Origin of the sequence: Variovorax sp. V116, assembly GCF_041154435.1 — a bacterium.
GTDB lineage: Bacteria > Pseudomonadota > Gammaproteobacteria > Burkholderiales > Burkholderiaceae_C > Variovorax > Variovorax paradoxus.
Window position 1 is genome coordinate 4,409,358 of sequence record NZ_AP028661.1, and the last position, 17,627, is coordinate 4,426,984.

Sequence of the window (17,627 nt, forward strand, 5' to 3'; positions counted from 1 at the left end):
TTCCGATGCATGCAAGGGGTGCATTGGCGCCTGCGCTCAGGACCTGAGGCTGGCCGACACCACCTTGCCGGGCGCGCACATGTTGCTGCCGCCGTCCGGCGGAGCCTCCTGCGGCTCCTTGCCTTCGATGCGGGCCACGGCGTAGATGGAGCCCTGCTCGGCATACGGGAACGGCACGCTGTAGGTGCTCTGCAGCGCATCCGAGGCCACGGGCAGCAGCTGCTCCACGCGCGCCGGCATCGACTTGGCGGAATCGTCGAGCTTCACGTCGAGCACGGAGCCGATGCCCAGCCGCTTGGCCACGCGCGCCGGGAACACCGCCACCACGCCGAGCCGGCTGCAATCGGTCACCCGCACCAGCGAGGCACCTGCCGTGACATACGCGCCTTCGGGTGCGAGCACGGAGTGGACCTGCCCGGCCTGGGACGCCTTGATTTCATAGAAGGAGAGCTTCTCCACCCGGCGGCGCTCCTCTTCCTCGAGGTCGCGGACCTCCTTGAGCTGCTTGAAGATGGCGGTGGCGTCCTGCTGGGCGCGCCCGACGCTGTTGCGCAGCGCCTCGCGGCGGCTGGCGAGCGTCTGGAACAGGTTGCTGCCGCCGGTGCCCACGAAGGCGCCCTGCCCGGCGCTCGCCACCGTCTGGGCCTGGCCCGCGAAGGACTGTTCCGCCACCGCGGCATTGGCGCGCGCCGTGTTCAGCTGCGCCATCGAGGCGTTCATCACCTGCTCGCTGATCGCGCCCTGCTCCAGCAGCGCCTGGTTGGTGCGGACCTTGTTCTCCTGCTCTTCCACCACGCTGTGCGCCACGTCGCGCTGGCGCCGGGCGATCTGCCAGGCCTCCCAGGCCTGCGCCAGCGAGGCCTCGCGGTGCACGCCGGCTTCCTGCCCGACGGACCGCATCTCCTGGTTGTCGGACTTGTACTGGTTGCCGAGCTGGGCCAGCTGGCTTTGCAGCGACAGGCGCTGCGACCTCAGGGTGGTGAGGATTTCCTGGCTCACGGTCGGGTTGCGCACCGTGGCCACGATGGTGCCGGGCTCCACCTTGTCGCGTGCATGCACCACCATCTGCGACACCACGCCGTTGATCGGCGAAGTGATCAGCCCCACCGGCGCCTGCAGGACGGCGCGGGTGGCCTGCGAAGACAGCAGCGGCTGGACCAGCGTGGCAACCATCAGCCACAGCACGAAGGCCAGCAGCGCATAGGCCGCCAGCTTGGGAACGAAGGCGCCCGATTGCCTTCGCCGGCCGTTCCGGCCCAGGGCGCGAGCGCTCGCGGCGCCAGCGATGCGCCGCTGGCGAAGAGAAAAGAGAACCGAATCCGGTTTTGACACACGCATAGCCACCTCTCGTGAGAACCACGTAGCGCCGCCCACAAGCGGCGCGACCAAGATTGAAAGACCGCCCGCAGCAGGCCGACGCCAAGCCACAGGCCCGCGTCCGCATGTTGCGGTGCAATATCAAGGTACGTCGAAACCCTGGTCAGGACTGCTTCGGTGCGAAACAAGATGTGCTGAATTCACATTCCGGCAACACCGGTGGTCGGGTAAAAGTCCTACATTGGCGTCGGATAGCGCGCCATTGACCACAAAAGGCCGCATCAGGCATGCGGACTGATGCGAGGCTCGGGTTTCCCATGGGAAGCCCTCAGCGGGGCACGCCAAAGCGCGGTTCGCCGGGCCCTCCGGCATTTGAACGCGCAGCCGTCCGCAAGTGGGCAAAAGGAAGATTCGGTAACGATACCGATCGTGTCTGCGCCCCGCTCCGGGCGGCTTCGCGGTGCTAACCGGGTGGGAGAAGCTCGGGATCAGCGGTCCGGGACCGCCGCCGCAGCCGCTGCGGGATCGCCGCGGCGCCTTGCCACGCACATCAGCGACAGCGCGCTCGTAGGCGACGAGGGCCGCCGGCCGGACAGCATGTTGCCCAGCCGGTATTTCCATTTCGCCGGTCCCACCACGCCGCGCAGCGCATCGGCGCCGATCTGGTGGTTGTGCGGGTAGACGCGCACCTCGAAGCCCAGCGGCTCCAGCGTCGAATGGAAGAATTCCTTCGTGACCCCGTCGCCCGGCTGGTGATGGACCTCGGTCCGCAGCCCCCACGACTGCTGGCTGCCGGTCTTGTGGAAGCCATGCCCGATCGCCCGGTAGACCCACAGCCGCGCATCCCACATCAGCTTGGCAAGGCCCTTGTAATCCCAGGCGGTGAGCTGCGGATCATGGTCGGTGACCAGGAGGCCATGCGGCTTCACCAGCCGCGCCCCCTCGCGCAGCACGGCGGCCATGTCGTCGCAGTGGTGCAGCGACGCATTGATGGCAACGATGTCCGCCACCTGCGAGCGAAAAGGCGTGTAGGCCGCATCGGCCAGCACCGCCGTGTAGCCCAGCTTGGCCGCCAGCTCCAGCGAACCGGGCGCCACGTCCACGCCGATCAGCAGCCGCGGCTTTCCGCCGAGGGTGGCAAAGATGTTGCCCGGCCCGCAGCCCAGGTCGATGACCACCTTGTCGGTCCAGTCGCCGGCAGCCGCGAGCCACCGGCTCTTGAAATGCGCATCGCGGTGGCAGAAATCCAGATATTCCTGGGCCCACTGCGCATTTCCAAAATAAGTGGCATTGGCGGTAATGGCGTCGGTTTTGCGTTCGAGCCCCGATTCGAAGTAAGCACCCGAGCGTTTCAAACTCGCGTGCGGCAATAAGATGTCTCCAATCATCTTGAATCCTTCAAAAATCTGGGCGGGTATTGAGACAAGTTATGCTTAAGAATTACATGACTTTCGATTCCACTGTTAGCTTTTTTAATACGTTTACAAGCTGCGTGATTTAAAAACTGACCTGTTGGTTACCCCATTCGGGTGATGTCAGGCATCGATATTCGCCCCGTCATCGGCCAATGAAAGCGGCCACCCCGTCGCGGAATGCCTGGCTGCCATACACCTCCTCGATCAGGTCATCGTCGTCCAGCCGCTGCTCGACGACGATGCGGCGAATGCTCTCCTTCACGGCCTTGTGCGTGACCGGCGACAGCGCCATGAGCCGCGCTGCCAGCGCATGCGCGGCGGCATCGAGTTCGCCCGCCGCGCAGACGGCGTGCACATAGCCGCAAGCCAGCGCTTCCTGTGCCGTCAGGTGGTCGGCCAGCAGCAGCATCCGCTTGACCCGCGGCACGCCCAGGGCGGCCTGCAGCCGCGCGATGTTGCGCGACGACAAGGTGTTGGACAGCGTTCTCGCAATCGGCGCGCCGAAGCGCGACGCCTCGCTGCAGACCCGGAAATCGCAGGCCGTGGCCAGGGCCAGGCCGCCGCCCACGGCCCAGCCGTCGATCACGGCCACGGTGGGTACCGCGATGCGCTCGACCGCGTCGATGACGCGCTCCACGAAGGCTTCGTAGGCGATGCCGTCGCGGCCGCCGCGAAAGCCCTTGAAATGGGCGATGTCCGTGCCCGCGATGAAGGACTTGCCGCCCGCCCCCTTGAACAGCACGCTGCGCACCGCCGGGTTGCGCGCGCACGCGCCGATGCGCTCGAGCAGCGCCTCGTACATCTCCCGCGTCATCGCGTTGTGGCGTTCGGGGCGATGGATCACGATCTCGGCCACGCCCGAGGCGTGAACGCGGAGCTGCACGCATTCAGCTGAACTCACAAGGCCTCCGCCGCGCCGGCTGGCGTGTTGATCTCGGCCAGGATTTCCTCGTTGTGTTCGCCCAGCAATGGCGGATGCCGGCGCACCTGCTGCGGCGTACCCAGCAGCTTGACGGGAAAGCCGATGTTCTTGACCTTGCCCTCGATCGGATGGTCGATCTCCATGCACATGCGGCGGTGCGTGCCGTGCTCGCCCTCGAAGGCCTCCGGGTACGACAGGATGGGGCCGGCCGGGATGCCGGCGGCCAGCATGGCGTCGATCCAGTCGGCGCTGTCGCGCTGGCCGAACTCCCGTTCGAGCGCCTCGATCAGCGCCTCGCGGTGCTTCAGGCGCAGCGACACGCTCGCGTAGTCCGGGTGCGCGGCGAGGTCCGGCCGCCGCAGCAGCTCGCACAGCCGGGTCCAGAGCTTCTGGTTGGTCGCGCCCATCACGAAGTAGCCGTCGCGCGCCTTGACCGCCTGGTAGGGCGCGCTCATCTTGTTGCTGGTGCCCAGCGGCGCCGGCGGCACGCCCGTGCCCCAGTACGCGGACATGTCCCAGACAGAGAAGGCCATGGCCGCGTCGAACAGCGAGGCGTCGATGTGCTGGCCCACGCCCGACTTCTGCGCGCCGATGTAGGCCGCGAGCAGCGCGTAGGTGGCAAACAGCGCGCAGCCGATGTCGGCCACCGGCACGCCGGCCTTGACCGGCTTCTCGCCGGGGTAGCCGGTCACGCTCATCACGCCGGACATGGCCTGCGCCATCAGGTCGAAGCCCGGCCGCTCGGCCCAGGGGCCGCTCTGGCCGAAGCCGGAGATGCTGACGTACACGATCTTCGGGTGGATCTTTTTGATCGACTCGTAGTCGATGCCCAGGCGCTGCACCGCGCCGGGACGGTAGTTCTCGACGATCACATCGGCGGTCCGGGCCAGCTTGTAGAAGGACGCGCGGTCCTCCTCGTTCTTGAGGTCCAGCGTCAGCGAGCGCTTGTTGCGGTTCATGTTCAGGAAGCCCATGCTGTCCGGCCCCTTCATCTTGAAGCCCATGGCGCCGCGGGTCTGGTCGCCGCCCGGCGGCTCGACCTTGATCACGTCGGCGCCCAGGTCGGCCAGCAGCATGCAGGCGAACGGCCCGGCCATGACCTGGCTCACGTCCAGCACCCGGATGCCCTGCAGCGGCAGTTGTCGCGCGTGGTTCATTTTTTCAGCCCTCCTCTGTGACCTTGGCGGTGCGCACCACGTCGCCCCATTTCTTGAACTCGGCAGCCATGAAGGCCGCGAACTTGTCGACCGATCCGCCGCCGTCCTCCACGCCATAGCCGTCGAAGCGCGCCACCACATCGGGCAGCGCCAGCACCTTGTTGATGTCGGCGTTGATCTGCAGGGCCAGGTCCCTGGACATGTCCCTGGGGCCCACCACGCCATACCAGCTGGACACGTCGAAGCCCTTGAAGCCCTGCTCGTCCATGGTCGGCAGCTCCGGAAAGCCCTTGGCGCGCTGCAGGCGCGTCTGCACGATGCCCGCCATGCGCCCGGCCTTGACCTGCGCCGTGGCCGCCGTCATGGTGTCGAAGCTGTAGTCGATCTGGCCGCCGATCAGGTCCGTCTGCATCGGGCCCGAGCCCTTGTAGGGCACGTGGATGCTCTTGACCTCGGCCGCCATGTTGAACATCGCGGCCGCCAGGTGCTGCACCGATCCCGTGCCGGAGGAGCCGAAGCTGATCTTCCCCGGGCTTTGCCTGCACTGCTCGACCACTTCCTTGACCGAGCCGGCGGAGTTCTTCGCGCGGGTCACCAGTATGTGCGGCGTGGCGCCGACCATGGCAATGGGCGCGAAGTCCTTCAGCGGGTCGTAGCTGATGCTCTTGAAGATGTGCGGCGAGATGGCATGCGTGTTGACGTGCGCCATCAGCAGGTTCACGCCCTCGGTGAAGCGGGTGCGCGCAAAGAAGTCCGCGGCCAGCGCGCCGGTGGCGCCGGGCTTGTTCTCGACCACCACCGAGCGGCCCCACAGCTGCGACAGCTGCTGGCCCACGATGCGCGCGAACACGTCGGTGCCGCCGCCGGGCGCCCAGCCCACGTAGATCTTGACGATGCCCTTGGGCAGCTCCGTGGCCGCAAGGGCCCAGGGCGCGGCCAGCGCGCCGGCGCTGGCTGCGATGAAGTCTCGGCGTTTCATGTGTGCGTCCTCTGTCTCTGCTGTAGTAGTGCCGCTACTCTCCCGTAGCGCAGAGGACGTCGCAAGAACGTGGAAGGCATGCCTGACTTCGTGATCCGCGAAGCCAGGGCCGCAGGAACGCTGCTTTCTTCTTCTAGGTGCTGATGCCGATCAGCTGGGCCACCACGTTGCGCAAGGTCTGCTCCTGCGCATGGCCTTCGACACACGACAGCACATAGGCGCGCTGGTGCCAGTCGCCCTCGATCTCGGCCGAGCCCAGGTCGTCTTCCGGATGGAAGCTGCGCAGCACCTCGGGCGGCATCAGGCCCACACCCAGGCCATGGCGCACCAGCGCCAGCATGGTGTCGAAGCCGCTGGTCGAGAAGTTGTTGGGGAACGACCGGCCGCGGCTGCGGTAGGCCCCCTGCAAGGCCGACAGGATCGCCGAGCCCTTGCCGAGGCTCACCACCGGCAGGTCCAGGAAGTCGTCGATGCCCACCGGCCGCTGCGCCGCAAACTGGAAATGCCGGCGGCTGTACACGAGCACCAGCCGGTCCTGCCGGTAGTCGAACTTCGGCAGGTCCAGGAACCCGCTCTTCTTCTCGTAGATGCCGACGTCGATCACCTTGTCGCGCAGCAGCTGCTGCACGATCTTGCTGTTCTCTTCCAGGATCTTCAGCGTGATCTGCGGATAGGCGTCACGCAGCCGGGCGATGTCCTTCGCCAGGAACTGGATGATGGCTGCCTTCGGCGCGCCGATGAGAATGCGCCCGTCCTGCCCGCGCCCCAGCACCTGGGCATCGCCCTCGAGCCGGCCGATGAGGTTGTCGATCTGCCGGATGTGCGCCATCAGCCGGTTGCCGGCCTCGGTGACGAGCTCGCCGTGCGCCACCCGCTTGAACAGCCTGGCGCCCAGCTGCGCCTCCAGGTCGCTCACGCGCTTGGAGGCGGCCGCCACCGCCAGGTTCAGCCGGTCGGCAGCCCGGGAAATGCTGCCTTCCTCGGCGATGCACAGGACCAGCTGGACGGTGGTGGAGTCGAGCTTCATGGCGCCGCCGGCCGCACCGTCAGCTGAACACGCTCTCCAGATCGGCTTCTTCCGCGCTGCTGTCCAGCTTCAGGCTCTGCTCGATGTGGTCGAGGTGATGGAGCATCAGCTTCTCGGCGCGCTGGGCGTCGCCGCGATTCACTGCCGCGACGATTTCCTCGTGCTCGTCCGCGCGGCAGCTGGTGGCGGTGGGCGCGTCGTACAGCGAGATGATCAGGCAGGTCAGCGCCGACAGCTCGCGCATCGAGCGCGCCAGCGCGGAGTTGCCTGCCAGCTCGGCCAGCAGCACATGGAATTCGCCCGAGAGGCGCACGATGGCGCGCTTGTCGTCGCGGCTGCGCGCCTCGGCCTCCAGGTCGATGTGGCGGCGCAGGCGCTGGCGCTTGACGTCGTCGAGCGTGCGGACGAGCCGGCGCAGAACGCCCGGCTCGATCAGCCGGCGTGCCTCGAACACGTCCTGCGCCTGCTCGATGGTCGGCTTGGCGACGAAGGCCCCCTTCTGCGGAACCAGCTCGACGATCTGCTCGTGCGCCAGCCGGGCCAGCACTTCGCGCACCTTCGCGCGGCTGGTGGCGAAGATCGCGGCCAGCCGGTCCTCGCCGAGCTTGGTGCCCGGCGCGAGCCGGTGCTCGAGGATCGCCGCCGAGATCTTCTCGGCAATCTCGTCGACGCTGTGCTCGCGGGAGTTGGCGGCACTGGTCTTGCGTACTGAAGCTTTGGTGGACATCGCAGCCGATTCTATCGACGAGCCCTCCCCGCAGCCGGCTGGCGCGCGGCGCCCCCGGCGGCCTCAGGCGCGGCCGGCATCGCGGGCCAGGAGGCGTGACAGTGCATCGGGCAGTCCCTGGTTCGGCTTGACCGGCGGCGGCGCGAAACTGCCCCTGCGCGCCGGCGCGGGCGCCAGCGATGCGAGCGTCTGCGCATGGCAGACGGCGCTGGACACGCCGTCCACCACGGGCACCGGGATCCGGTCCTTGATCGAGCGCGCAAGGCCCGCCAGCGGCGCGCCGGCGATGATGATCACGTCCGCGCCGTCGTCCTCGACGGCCGACATGCACAGGGCCTCGAGACGCTCGCCATGGTCGTCCTGCACGCTGCCGATGTCCTTGAGCGGCCCCTCCAGGCTGCGGATGCTCGCAAGCCGCTCCAGGAGCCCGTTGGCCTGCACGCACTCGCGGTACCAGGCCGTGATGCGGCGCGAGATCGCGATGATGGAGAAGCGCTTGCCCAGCAGGCAGGCGCTCATCAGCGCGGCCTCGGTGAGGCCGACCACGGGAATGTCGAGCGCCTCGCGCAGGCCGTCGATGCCGGGGTCGCCGAAGGCCGCGACCACGATCGCATCGTGCCGCGCGTGGTGCTCCGCGGCCAGCGTGGCGGCCGCATAGGCGCCGATCAGCGACTCGAACCGGGTCTCGATGTAGGCGACGCCGAAGGGCGCCGTCAGCACCTCGATGCGCGTGTCGCCGGCGGCCGCGCGGCGGGCCTCGGCCGCGATCAGGTCCGAGACGCTTTGCGAGGTGTTGGGGTTGATCAGCAGCAGGTTCATGGCAATGTCTCCAGCGTGAGGCTTAGGCGGGTCGACGGGTGGGCAGCAAGGTGGGCCCGGCCCGGCGCAGGAATTCGCCGCGCCCGGCGCGCGGATGGAAGCGCTCGCCGTCCCACACGACTTCGCCGCGCGCCAATGTCAGCGCGGGCCATGCCTTGACGTCGATGCCTTCGTAGGGCGTGTAGTCGACCGCATGATGCAGGTCAGCGTTGCGGATGGCGCGCGGCGTGGTGCCCCAGACCACGAGGTCGGCGTCGGCGCCGACGGCGATCGTGCCCTTGCGCGGATGCAGGCCGTAGGCCTTGGCGGGATTGGTGGAGGTGAGCTCGACGAAGCGGTTGATCGTGATGCGCCCGTCGAGCACGCCGTGCGAGAACAAAAGCGGCAGCCGCGTCTCGATGCCCGGAATGCCGTTGGGAATGTGGCGGAAGGCCACCTCTTCGCCGCCGGGCTTCTTGCCCTCGGGCGCGTCGTAGCGAAACGGCGCGTGGTCCGACGAGAAGATGGTGAACAGCCCGTCGGCGAGGCCGTTCCAGATCACCTGCTGGTTCTCGCGGTTGCGCGGCGGCGGGCTGCAGACGCAGCGCGCGCCCTGGTAGCTGTCGTCGATGCCCAGGTCCTCGGCCGTCAGGAACAGGTACTGCGGGCAGGTCTCGGCAAACACGCTCAGGCCGTGCGCGCGCGCCCAGCGGATCTGCTCGACGGCTTCGCGGCCCGACACGTGCACGATCATGATCGGCACGTCGACCAGCTCCGACAGCGCGATCGCGCGGTGGGTCGCCTCGCGCTCCACCAGCATCGGCCGCGCATGCGCATGGAAGCGCGGCGCGGTGCGGCCGCTGGCTTCGAGCCGCTTGGTCAGCCATTCGATGCAGTCGGCGTTCTCGGCATGGATCATGGCCATCGCGCCGTGCTCCCTGGCCACCGCCAGCACGTCGAGGATCTGGCCGTCGTCCAGCTTCAGGTCGTCGTAGGTCATGTAGATCTTGAACGAGGTGTAGCCCTCGGCGATCAGCTGCGGCAGCTCGTGCTTGAGCACCTCCTCGGTCGGGTCGCTCACGATCAGGTGGAAGGCATGGTCGACGTGGGCACGGCCTTCGGCGCGCTGGTGGTAGTCCTGCACGGCGGCGCGCAGCGACTGGCCCTTGTGCTGCGCCGCGAACGGGATCACCGTGGTGGTGCCGCCGCAGGCCGCGGCGCGGGTGCCGGTGTCGAAGTCGTCGGCCATGCGCACGGGCGGCTCCATCGGCTGGTCGAGGTGGCAGTGGGCATCGACGCCGCCCGGCGTCACGTAGCGGCCGGCGGCGTCGATCTCGCGCCGCCCGGGGGGCAGCGCGAGGCCCAGCTGCACGATGCGGCCGTCGCGGATGCCGATGTCCGAGTCGAAGGTGTCGCTGGCGGTGGCAACGCGGGCGTTGCGCACCACGAGGTCGAGGTCGCGGAAGGTCATGGTCTTTCTTCTGTGAGTCTGTCTGTGTCTTGTCTGCGCGGCTGCGCGAAGGCGTTCAGGCCGGCGGCCCGAACAGCCGGCCCCAGCCCCGCACGGCGCGGGGATCGATGCCGACGGTCTTCAGCGCCCGCCACACCACGGTGGCGACGGAGTCGTAGATCGGGATGCCGAGCTCGCGCTCCATCTCTTCCACCAGCTGCGCGCCGTGCAGGTTGGTGCACATGATGGTGATCGCGTCGGGCCGCTGCTGCGCCACTTCGCGCAGCATGCGGCGCAGCGTGTCGGCATCGACCTCGCTGAATGCGAAGTTCACCGTCAGCCCGAGATGGCGCTCGGCCACGCAGTCGATGCCGATGCCCGCGTAGTTGGCGACGATGCGCCGCTGCACGTCCTCGACATAGGGCGACACCAGGCCGAGCGTGCGCGCGCCCTGCGCAGCCAGCAGCTCGTTGAGCGCCAGCACCGAGGTGCTGGCCGCAATGCCGGTCGCCTCGGTGATGCGGGCGCACAGCGCCTGGTCCTTCTCGAAGCCGAGCCAGCTCGCCGAGGTGCCGCTCCAGCAGATCGTGTCGACGCGCGCGTCGGCCAGCAGCCGCGCGGCCTCGAGGATCTTGCTGTCGTCGAACTGGCTGAGCGAGGCGCCGCGCATCGAGATCTCGGTGACGGTGAAGCGCGAGAAGTGCGCCGACACGCCGGGCACGCCGCTCACCATCGCGCTGGTCAGCGGCTCCAGCGCGGTGTTCGAGGAAGGCGTGAGCACGCCGATGAGTTTGCGTGGGGTCATGGTCGTCTTCAGAGGCGAGGGGTATCGGTCGGGTCGGCCGGTGCGGCCGGCTTTCCCTGGTGGCGCGAGGCCAGGTCGAGCTCGTGCGCCAGGGCCTTGCGGCGGGCGGGCGTCGGCCCGGCATGCGAGGGATTGTCGAGCGCGGGCAGCACGAAGTCATTGACCATCTTGCGGATCGCCAGCACGTTCTTCGACTCGCGCAGGCCGCCTTCGATGGGCAGCATGCTGGTCATCACGACCACCGCGTTGCGCTCGGGCAGCGCCACGATGAACTGGCCCTTGAAGCCCATGGCATGCACTTCGGGCTCGGTGGCGACGATGTCGTTGATCCACCAGAACTGGCCGTACCACGGCGCGGACGACGGCGCGGTCATGGTCCGCATCCAGGCCTGCGACACGATCTGCCGGCCGTTCCAGCGCCCGCCCGAGAGCACCAGCATGCCGAGCTTGGCCATGTCGACCGCGCGCAGCCGCAGGCCCCAGCCGGCCGACACCAGCCCCTTGCCGTCGGCGCGCTCCCAGGCATAGTGCGCCATGCCCATCGGCTTGAAGATCTTCTGCTCAGCAAAGGCCTGCAGCGGCATGCCGGCATCGGCGCCCAGCGTTGCGCTCGCAAGGATCGGGTTGACGTCGGTGTAGTCGAAGGCCTCGCCGGGCGGGCGCCTGGGTGTGGTCTCGGCGGCGAGCTTCAGGCGGTCGGGGGCGCCGTAATAGATCGGGTCGTCGGTCGGCTTGAAGTCGTAGAACAGGCCGGTCGACATCGACATCACGTGCCGCAGCTCGATGGCCTGCTTGTCCGCGAGCGCCGTCTTCAGGTCCGGGCGCGCCTTGGCCAGCACGGGCGCCACCTTCTCGTCGAGGCGGCTGCGGCCTTCGTCGATCAGCACGCCCGCGGCCAGCGCGGTGACGTTCTTGGTGATCGAGTACAGCTCGTAGTTGTGGTCGCGGCCGAGCCCCCAGCTGTAGCGCTCGAAGACCAGTTTGCCGTCCTTGACCACGAGGAAGCTGCGCACGTCGAGATCTTCCTTGCGGATCCACTCGGACAGCCGCACCAGCGGACGCGAATCGACGCCGACGGCCTCGGGCACTGCGGCGGCGATGGCGGGCCCGGCGTCATCGGCCGGGGCCACGGATTGGGCCAGCGCGGCACCGGCCGAGGCCAGGTTCAGGGCCAGCGCGATGGCCGCAAGGCGGACATGGGACATGGACATGGTTGTCTTCTCCTGGAGGGTTGCGTGCCTCAGACCGGCAGCTTCTTGCTGTAGTCGATCAGCATCGTCGAGCAGACGAACAAGCCCGCGCCCGCGGCCGTGAACAGCATCAGCGCCATGAAGTACGAGCCGGTGGCCTGCACGATCAGGCCCACCACGATCGGCACGCCGATGCCCGCCACGTTGCCGCCCAGGTTCATGGTGCCGCCGAGAAAGCCGACCCGGGCGCGCGTGCCGAGGATCGAGGGCACGCACCAGAACAGGCCGCACCAGCGCAGGAAGAACAGCGTCACCGACAGCAGCACGACCACGGCGATCGGGTCCTTGATCTGCGTCACCATGAAGATGGCGATGGTCGCGATGATCGACGAGATGCCGAACAGCGTGCGCAGCACCTTGCTCTGCGAGGCGCCGGCCGCCTGCCACTTGTCGGCCAGCCAGCCGCCGAACATCTCGCCCACGAAGCCCGAGAAGAACATGATGAACACCGCGCCGCCCATCTGCTTGATGTCGAAGCCGTGCACCTTCGACAGGTAGTTGGGCATCCAGGTGAGCAGGCCGTAGAACAGCGCGTTGAAGCACATCCAGCCGAAGAACATGCCCCACACGGAGCGGAAGCGGAAGAAGTCGAGCACCCGTCCGCTCGCGTCCGCCGATTCCTTGGCCGCGTCGGCCGCATGGCTGGCCTCGATGAAGCGCGCCTCGGCCTCGTTCACGCCGGGATGCTGGCGCGGATGGTTGCGGATGTAGCGCCAGGCGAAGTAGCCGGCCAGCACGGTCCCGCCGCCGGCAATGGCGAACGCCATGCGCCAGGAGCCGAGCACGGCGATCAGCCCCGAGATCAGGATCGCGCCGAGCGCGGCGCCCAGCGGCGCGCCGCCATCGAGCAAGGTGGCGCCGCGGCCCCGTTCGGTCTGGGTCATCCAGATGCCGTTGAGCTTGCCGCCCGCAGGGTAGATCGGCGCCTCGGCCGCCCCCAGCCCCAGGCGGGTCAGCAGCAGCGGAACCCAGCCCGTGCAGGCGGCGGCAATCGCCTGGAAGAAGCCCCAGCCCAGCGTCGCGCCAGCGATGACGACGCGCGGACCGAAACGGTCGGCCAGCATGCCGCCGGGAATCTGCATCAGCGCATAGGTCCAGAAGAAGGAGCTGAGCAGCAGGCCCTGCACCGCGGGGCCGATGTCGAATTCCTTGGCGATCAGCGGCATGGCCACCGACAGCGAGGCGCGGTCGATGTAGTTGATCGAGATCAGGAACAACATCATCAGGAAGATCTTCCAGCGCACCTTGGTGGGCTGGTGGGCTGGATTGGCGGTCGCCGCGGGCGCCGATACCGTCGTTGTCGATTGCATTGGTTGTCTCCTTGGAGGCGCACTGCCGCGGGGCCTGGACCCCGGCGCAATGGCGCTTCCCATCGCATGGTTGAAGCACGGCAAGCCGCTGTGCAAAGAGGCCCGTGCGCTCTTCGGCGCATCGGGGCTCCGCGGCCCATCGGCAGGACTGCAGCCGGCGCCGCTGCCGCTCTTCAGGCGTCGAACACAGGCTGTGGAGCGAATCTAAGTTTCGTCGACAGTGTTGTCAACAATGATGTTGATATTTTTATCGACACTATCGTAAACACTTAGAGTGCCCCGACGTGGCGCCCAAGCTGCGACTTGTAGACAGCACAAAACGCGTCACGCGTCCGGACGCAGCAGCCATCACCGAACTCAGCCTGTCAGCAGCCCGCGAAATGCTGCCGTCCTCGGTGCAGAACAGACCGGTGGACTGGTGTGGAGTCGCGCACTTCAGCAGAACACCAGGAAGCGCGCTGATGCGATCAGCAGTTGATCTCTTTGTCGAAAATATTTAAACAATCCACTATTTGCAAACAGAAGAACATTTTAATTAACCAAGGTATTTGCAAAGTTAGATCGTCACCAATGACGCAATATCCATTCGCCAGCCGTCTCGCTATGATGTTGAGTTTCAATCGGGGAGAACTCATGTCCACGGAGACAAATTCAGCAGCGCGCGCTCAACATTCGGAGCCAACCATCACCCTCTATGGCCGCGTTGCGGCAGGATGGCTTGGGAAAGTTAGCTTTCCAGATCCGTACGATCTTCACTTCTCTATCGTCATAGATGACGCATACAGCGGAATCAAAGTAATTGACGGACAACCGTCGATGCTGGAGGCAGGCTATCAGAATTTCTTCCTGATCAAAACAAATCGCTACGACAACGCACTTCCTGCCGAGATAAAAGTCCGCATCCCTTTGGAACCACCGTCGGGCATGTCACAAAGAGAATTTGCCCAGAAAATAATTGATCGATCGCAAAGATTTTCAAGCTATGTGGCCCCGTACTCATTCCCGAAAAATCTGAGAGAATCAGCGATGCGTCCCGGCGAATACAATAGCAGTTCGTACGTCGCAGGATTACTCAGAAGCGTAATGGGATATGTGCCGCTCATTTCCACCCCAGGGTTCCAATCACCAGGGTGGGAAAATCCTCTGCCTCTGCACTACTACAAAGGCGAAGCGATAAGATGAAAATCAGTTGGCTTCTTCCTTTAAACGTGCTTCTGTGGGGCGCGTCGATTCCCGCAATGAATTACGGCGCAATGGCCTTGAGCGAGCATCGAATCGCCAAAGTGCCAGAAGCAGTTTTACCAATTTTCATTTTTGCACTTGTTCTTTGGGCTGGATTTATTTATTGGCGTCTTGTTCCGACGATGCGGAATCCATATCAAAGAATAGTCGTTCTGGTGCTTTTTGTCGGTACGATGTGTTTGGTCGCACTAGGGGCACTTTGGGTGGCGTTCGTGGTTGCAGTTGCAACCTTTGGCTTGTGACGCATCCCAATGCAAAAGTCCCGTCGCATGGACTGCGCGGGACTTTTGGAAACTTGCTCAGATTCATTCTGGCGGAGAGTGTGGAAGCAAAAACTGCAATAGTATCAACGAGTTAAGTCAACGATACCATCGCGCGTACCATCAAATCGGTTCGGCTGCAGCCACCTCCAGCTTAGAAGTGCAATTGCACCTTTTCCGCTGCGAAGTATGCCGCCAATGCGGGGTCCTGAGGGTCTGTAACTTTTTGCTGGACGTAGTCAGCCCGACTCTGCAACGGTTGCCAAACGTCCGTGGACAGCCCGACTCGCAATGCTGACTCTTTCGCAAAAAGCACACAGGCCTGACTAACTTTTAATAAAGTTTGCAAGCGACCGCTAAAACAATTCGGAACGTTTTGCGGATCGAATGATGTATCGAAGTCAAGTGCCGCCTGAAGTGCTTCCTGCGGATAATAATTTACATCGTTTCGAGCATCTATCAGCCAAGTCTTTGTATTGAAGACGGGGGTTTTGGCAATTACGGCTTCGGGACTGGTTAAGAACGCGGATAGCCTCGCAACCATATCATAGTAGGCATCCCACGTCACCTTATGCGAGCCTCTCAACGTTCCATAGGCTGCAGTACGGTATTGAAGCAAAAATGAGCCGCTATTCCCATTCGCTACTTCAATCCAAGATTTTGGACCGCCCATCCAGCATCCATAGGTGCCCATGACGGTTTTTATTGCGAAAAATGCGGCGTAGTAAAAGCTCACACTGGACCAAAAAGACGAACCCGCGCGCAGTCCTTCCAGCCCGCGTGCGTAGCAATTGCTCGCCATGATGAGACTCTGTTCCGCCTCCCTCAACAAGCAATACCGCAGTTCATCAAATGGAAGCGTACCCTCCCGGAATTGGTTCTGCCTGACAGAGTTCAGATAGTCTCGCACCCCCACTCCTGCAACAGAGGGTTGGGGTGTATACCCGGCCACGAACGCCAGCGAAGCAGTCGTTGAAAGGGATCTCATTTGGTCAAACAATTACTTGAGCAACAAGCGTGTCGTAAATCGCCTTAATTCCCGCGGTGCCTTGACTAGCCTTAATTTCTTCCGAACTAAGAGAATTGAGATCGATCCGCTGCAAATACTTGTAGAAGGTAGTCGCCTTCAAGGTAATTACATCTTTCCCCGTGTCATCAACGATGTCATTAAAAAGCCGCATAACAGCTCGAAATACTCGTGCTCCATAGAGGGGCGATGTAGCATTGTCCCAACCCGCAGGATCACATTCCCTCATGGCGGCAATGTAGTCGAATAGCAATTTCAACTGGACGTCGTAGCCAAGCCCGGCAAGTGTTGACTTACCTGAAATTAAACTCTTTACAGCTGGCGCGACTGAGCCCTGTTTTAGAGAAATTCCGGGCTGCTCGCCAGTTAGATCTATACGCTGATAGAGAGTGCTCTTGTCGTCACTCGCGAGATCAAATACCAAGTCTGATGTCCGAACTCCTATCGGATCATCATCGGGCCTTGTTAAACGGAACAAGTCCCATCGCAAGGACGAAGGAACTCGCTTTTGATTGTCATTGATCTCAAGGAAGAGCGCCGCCATTTCTTTTTCCGTCAATCCCAAGTGAATAACGCACATAAAGGGCGCATCAAAATCGGAAAAAGTTTGGGAGTAGAGCCGATGCTGCCCATCAACGATAAGAAACTTAGACTTATCAGAGAACGAAATCAAATTGTCCTTGATACTTCCGATCTTCATATCCGAAGCAAGCACAATCGCGTTTGGGAAGGTCCGCTTTTGGTCAAGGACGGCGACGGCGATTGCTTGCGCTCGCTCTTTATTTACAACTCTCTGAAATCCATCCAATGGCTGCATTATTCGCCACGTTGGAGTGCAATGCGCCAAGAGCCAGCTTCCCGGAATGACAGCAGAGAGCACCATAGGAGAACTCTGCACTAATATGCATGGGAAATTTTGTGTCATAGATTTGATCTGGATTACCCGCTTATGAGCAACTCCGAATACTTCCCCCGGACAGCATTCGTCCCGCCGATGGGACTAAATCTTTTCAGTGCCGTGGTTTTGAAATTTCCAGAATAAAGCTCTCTCACTGACTCGTGGTCTGCGTTTGTGACGAAGACTCTTGCACCTCGAGCTTGCGCTCTTTCCAAAGAGTCTTTCAGTCTTACTTGATCTTGCCAAACAAACAACTGTTCGTTGTATTTAACAAAGCCATTGTTATTATGGCGAACAGTGTAGGGTGGATCGCAAAAAACAACGTCACCCGCCTGCGCTTGATCAATAGCCACCTCAAAATCCCCAGCAATCAATGTTGCTGACTGAAGCGTCTGAGAAGTCGAAGGAAAATCGTCGCTTCCCAAAAGAACTGAGGTCTTAGTGCCAATGGGAACATTAAACTCGCCGTTTAGATTGACACGGTACAGTCCGTTCCAGCACGTTCTATTCAAGTAGATGAAGCGTGCAGCCTTTTGGGCGAAGCCTTCAGGCACGGCTGACCTAACCTTGTAATAGTATTCCTTGCCGTGCAAAGAGTGATGAAGCGCTAGATGCCTCGCCACGGCAAACGGCTGTAGCTGTATTGCTCGATACGTCGCCACAAGCTCCCGGTTGCTATCCGAAAGAATTGCGCTGCGGGGACGCAAAGAAAAGAATACAGCACCACTTCCAAGAAATGGCTCAATATACCGCCCACCAATTGAGCCGACCACTTCCTTCAAGTGAGAGCAAAGCCAGCGTTTTCCACCCGCCCATTTAAGAAAGGGAAGTATGGAATTCGAATCAATAGTTTCGCAGGGGTTCACCGTCTCTTTAATTTTGATCTCCGACTTTGGAGCAGATTTTTTTTCGGGCGAGAGCATACGAGTGATTGACTGAATGTAACGTAAAATTTCGAGAGCCTAGTCCGGGAAACCTAGTGGTCCATGACAGCGGGAAGACGTGAGCCTACCGACGCCGGATGATATATAGCGTGCGCCAGC

Annotated in this window: 18 protein-coding genes; 3 read left to right on the plus strand and 15 right to left on the minus strand. The window is 63.5% G+C overall.

Translation table 11 applies throughout. The features are described from left to right. Window positions 1-36: 36 nt before the first annotated feature. The 12 genes from ACAM58_RS20965 to ACAM58_RS21020 form a co-directional block, all read right to left on the minus strand. Entirely contained in the window at window positions 37-1,338 is a 1,302-nt protein-coding gene (locus tag ACAM58_RS20965; RefSeq protein WP_278877538.1) for an HlyD family secretion protein, read from the minus strand. A 467-nt stretch (window positions 1,339-1,805) separates the two neighbouring features. Then, the gene (locus ACAM58_RS20970; RefSeq protein WP_369663473.1) at window positions 1,806-2,687 is read right to left on the minus strand and encodes a class I SAM-dependent methyltransferase; all 882 of its coding nucleotides are present in this window, start codon (window positions 2,685-2,687) and stop codon (window positions 1,806-1,808) included. 187 nt (window positions 2,688-2,874) lie between these two features. Further along, on the minus strand, window positions 2,875-3,633 hold the full coding sequence (locus tag ACAM58_RS20975; RefSeq protein WP_369663474.1) for an enoyl-CoA hydratase: 759 nt from the start codon (window positions 3,631-3,633) through the stop codon (window positions 2,875-2,877). Next, entirely contained in the window at window positions 3,630-4,811 is a 1,182-nt protein-coding gene (locus ACAM58_RS20980) for a CaiB/BaiF CoA transferase family protein (RefSeq protein WP_369663475.1), read from the minus strand. The genes ACAM58_RS20975 and ACAM58_RS20980 overlap by 4 nt, the downstream gene beginning before the upstream one ends. 4 nt (window positions 4,812-4,815) lie before the next feature. Next, a complete protein-coding gene (locus ACAM58_RS20985) occupies window positions 4,816-5,790 on the minus strand; it encodes a Bug family tripartite tricarboxylate transporter substrate binding protein (protein ID WP_369663476.1) in 975 nt (324 codons plus the stop codon). Window positions 5,791-5,923: 133 nt separating this feature from the next. Next, complete coding sequence (locus tag ACAM58_RS20990; RefSeq protein ID WP_369663477.1) at window positions 5,924-6,817, minus strand: LysR family transcriptional regulator; 894 nt, start codon at window positions 6,815-6,817, stop codon at window positions 5,924-5,926. A gap of 19 nt (window positions 6,818-6,836) precedes the next feature. Continuing rightward, window positions 6,837-7,544 (minus strand): GntR family transcriptional regulator, encoded by a 708-nt coding sequence (locus ACAM58_RS20995; RefSeq protein WP_018906766.1) that lies wholly within the window; start codon window positions 7,542-7,544, stop codon window positions 6,837-6,839. A 63-nt stretch (window positions 7,545-7,607) separates the two neighbouring features. After that, window positions 7,608-8,363, minus strand: coding sequence for an aspartate/glutamate racemase family protein (locus ACAM58_RS21000; protein ID WP_018906765.1), 756 nt, complete (start codon window positions 8,361-8,363; stop codon window positions 7,608-7,610). Window positions 8,364-8,385: 22 nt separating this feature from the next. Further along, window positions 8,386-9,813, minus strand: a complete 1,428-nt coding sequence (gene hydA / locus ACAM58_RS21005; protein WP_018906764.1) for a dihydropyrimidinase — start codon at window positions 9,811-9,813, stop codon at window positions 8,386-8,388. A 55-nt stretch (window positions 9,814-9,868) separates the two neighbouring features. After that, window positions 9,869-10,597 (minus strand): aspartate/glutamate racemase family protein, encoded by a 729-nt coding sequence (locus ACAM58_RS21010; RefSeq protein ID WP_018906763.1) that lies wholly within the window; start codon window positions 10,595-10,597, stop codon window positions 9,869-9,871. A gap of 8 nt (window positions 10,598-10,605) precedes the next feature. Beyond that, the gene (locus ACAM58_RS21015; RefSeq protein WP_369663478.1) at window positions 10,606-11,808 is read right to left on the minus strand and encodes a serine hydrolase domain-containing protein; all 1,203 of its coding nucleotides are present in this window, start codon (window positions 11,806-11,808) and stop codon (window positions 10,606-10,608) included. A gap of 29 nt (window positions 11,809-11,837) precedes the next feature. After that, the gene (locus tag ACAM58_RS21020; RefSeq protein WP_015867054.1) at window positions 11,838-13,157 is read right to left on the minus strand and encodes an MFS transporter; all 1,320 of its coding nucleotides are present in this window, start codon (window positions 13,155-13,157) and stop codon (window positions 11,838-11,840) included. Between the two features lie 284 nt (window positions 13,158-13,441). On the opposite strand from ACAM58_RS21020, the gene ACAM58_RS21025 reads away from it, so the two are divergent. The 3 genes from ACAM58_RS21025 to ACAM58_RS21035 all read left to right on the plus strand — a co-directional run bounded on the left by ACAM58_RS21025 (window position 13,442) and on the right by ACAM58_RS21035 (window position 14,641). After that, window positions 13,442-13,657, plus strand: a complete 216-nt coding sequence (locus tag ACAM58_RS21025; RefSeq protein ID WP_369663479.1) for a hypothetical protein — start codon at window positions 13,442-13,444, stop codon at window positions 13,655-13,657. 133 nt (window positions 13,658-13,790) lie between these two features. Next, window positions 13,791-14,339, plus strand: a complete 549-nt coding sequence (locus ACAM58_RS21030) for a hypothetical protein (RefSeq protein ID WP_369663480.1) — start codon at window positions 13,791-13,793, stop codon at window positions 14,337-14,339. Then, entirely contained in the window at window positions 14,336-14,641 is a 306-nt protein-coding gene (locus tag ACAM58_RS21035) for a hypothetical protein (protein WP_369663481.1), read from the plus strand. The genes ACAM58_RS21030 and ACAM58_RS21035 overlap by 4 nt, the downstream gene beginning before the upstream one ends. A gap of 172 nt (window positions 14,642-14,813) precedes the next feature. On the opposite strand, the gene ACAM58_RS21040 is transcribed toward ACAM58_RS21035, so the two are convergent. From ACAM58_RS21040 to ACAM58_RS21050, 3 genes are all read right to left on the minus strand, one after another. Next, window positions 14,814-15,461, minus strand: a complete 648-nt coding sequence (locus tag ACAM58_RS21040; RefSeq protein ID WP_369663482.1) for a hypothetical protein — start codon at window positions 15,459-15,461, stop codon at window positions 14,814-14,816. Window positions 15,462-15,651: 190 nt separating this feature from the next. Continuing rightward, complete coding sequence (locus ACAM58_RS21045) at window positions 15,652-16,569, minus strand: DGQHR domain-containing protein (RefSeq protein ID WP_369663483.1); 918 nt, start codon at window positions 16,567-16,569, stop codon at window positions 15,652-15,654. Between the two features lie 56 nt (window positions 16,570-16,625). Beyond that, a complete protein-coding gene (locus tag ACAM58_RS21050) occupies window positions 16,626-17,507 on the minus strand; it encodes a DNA adenine methylase (RefSeq protein WP_369663484.1) in 882 nt (293 codons plus the stop codon). Window positions 17,508-17,627 lie beyond the last annotated feature (120 nt).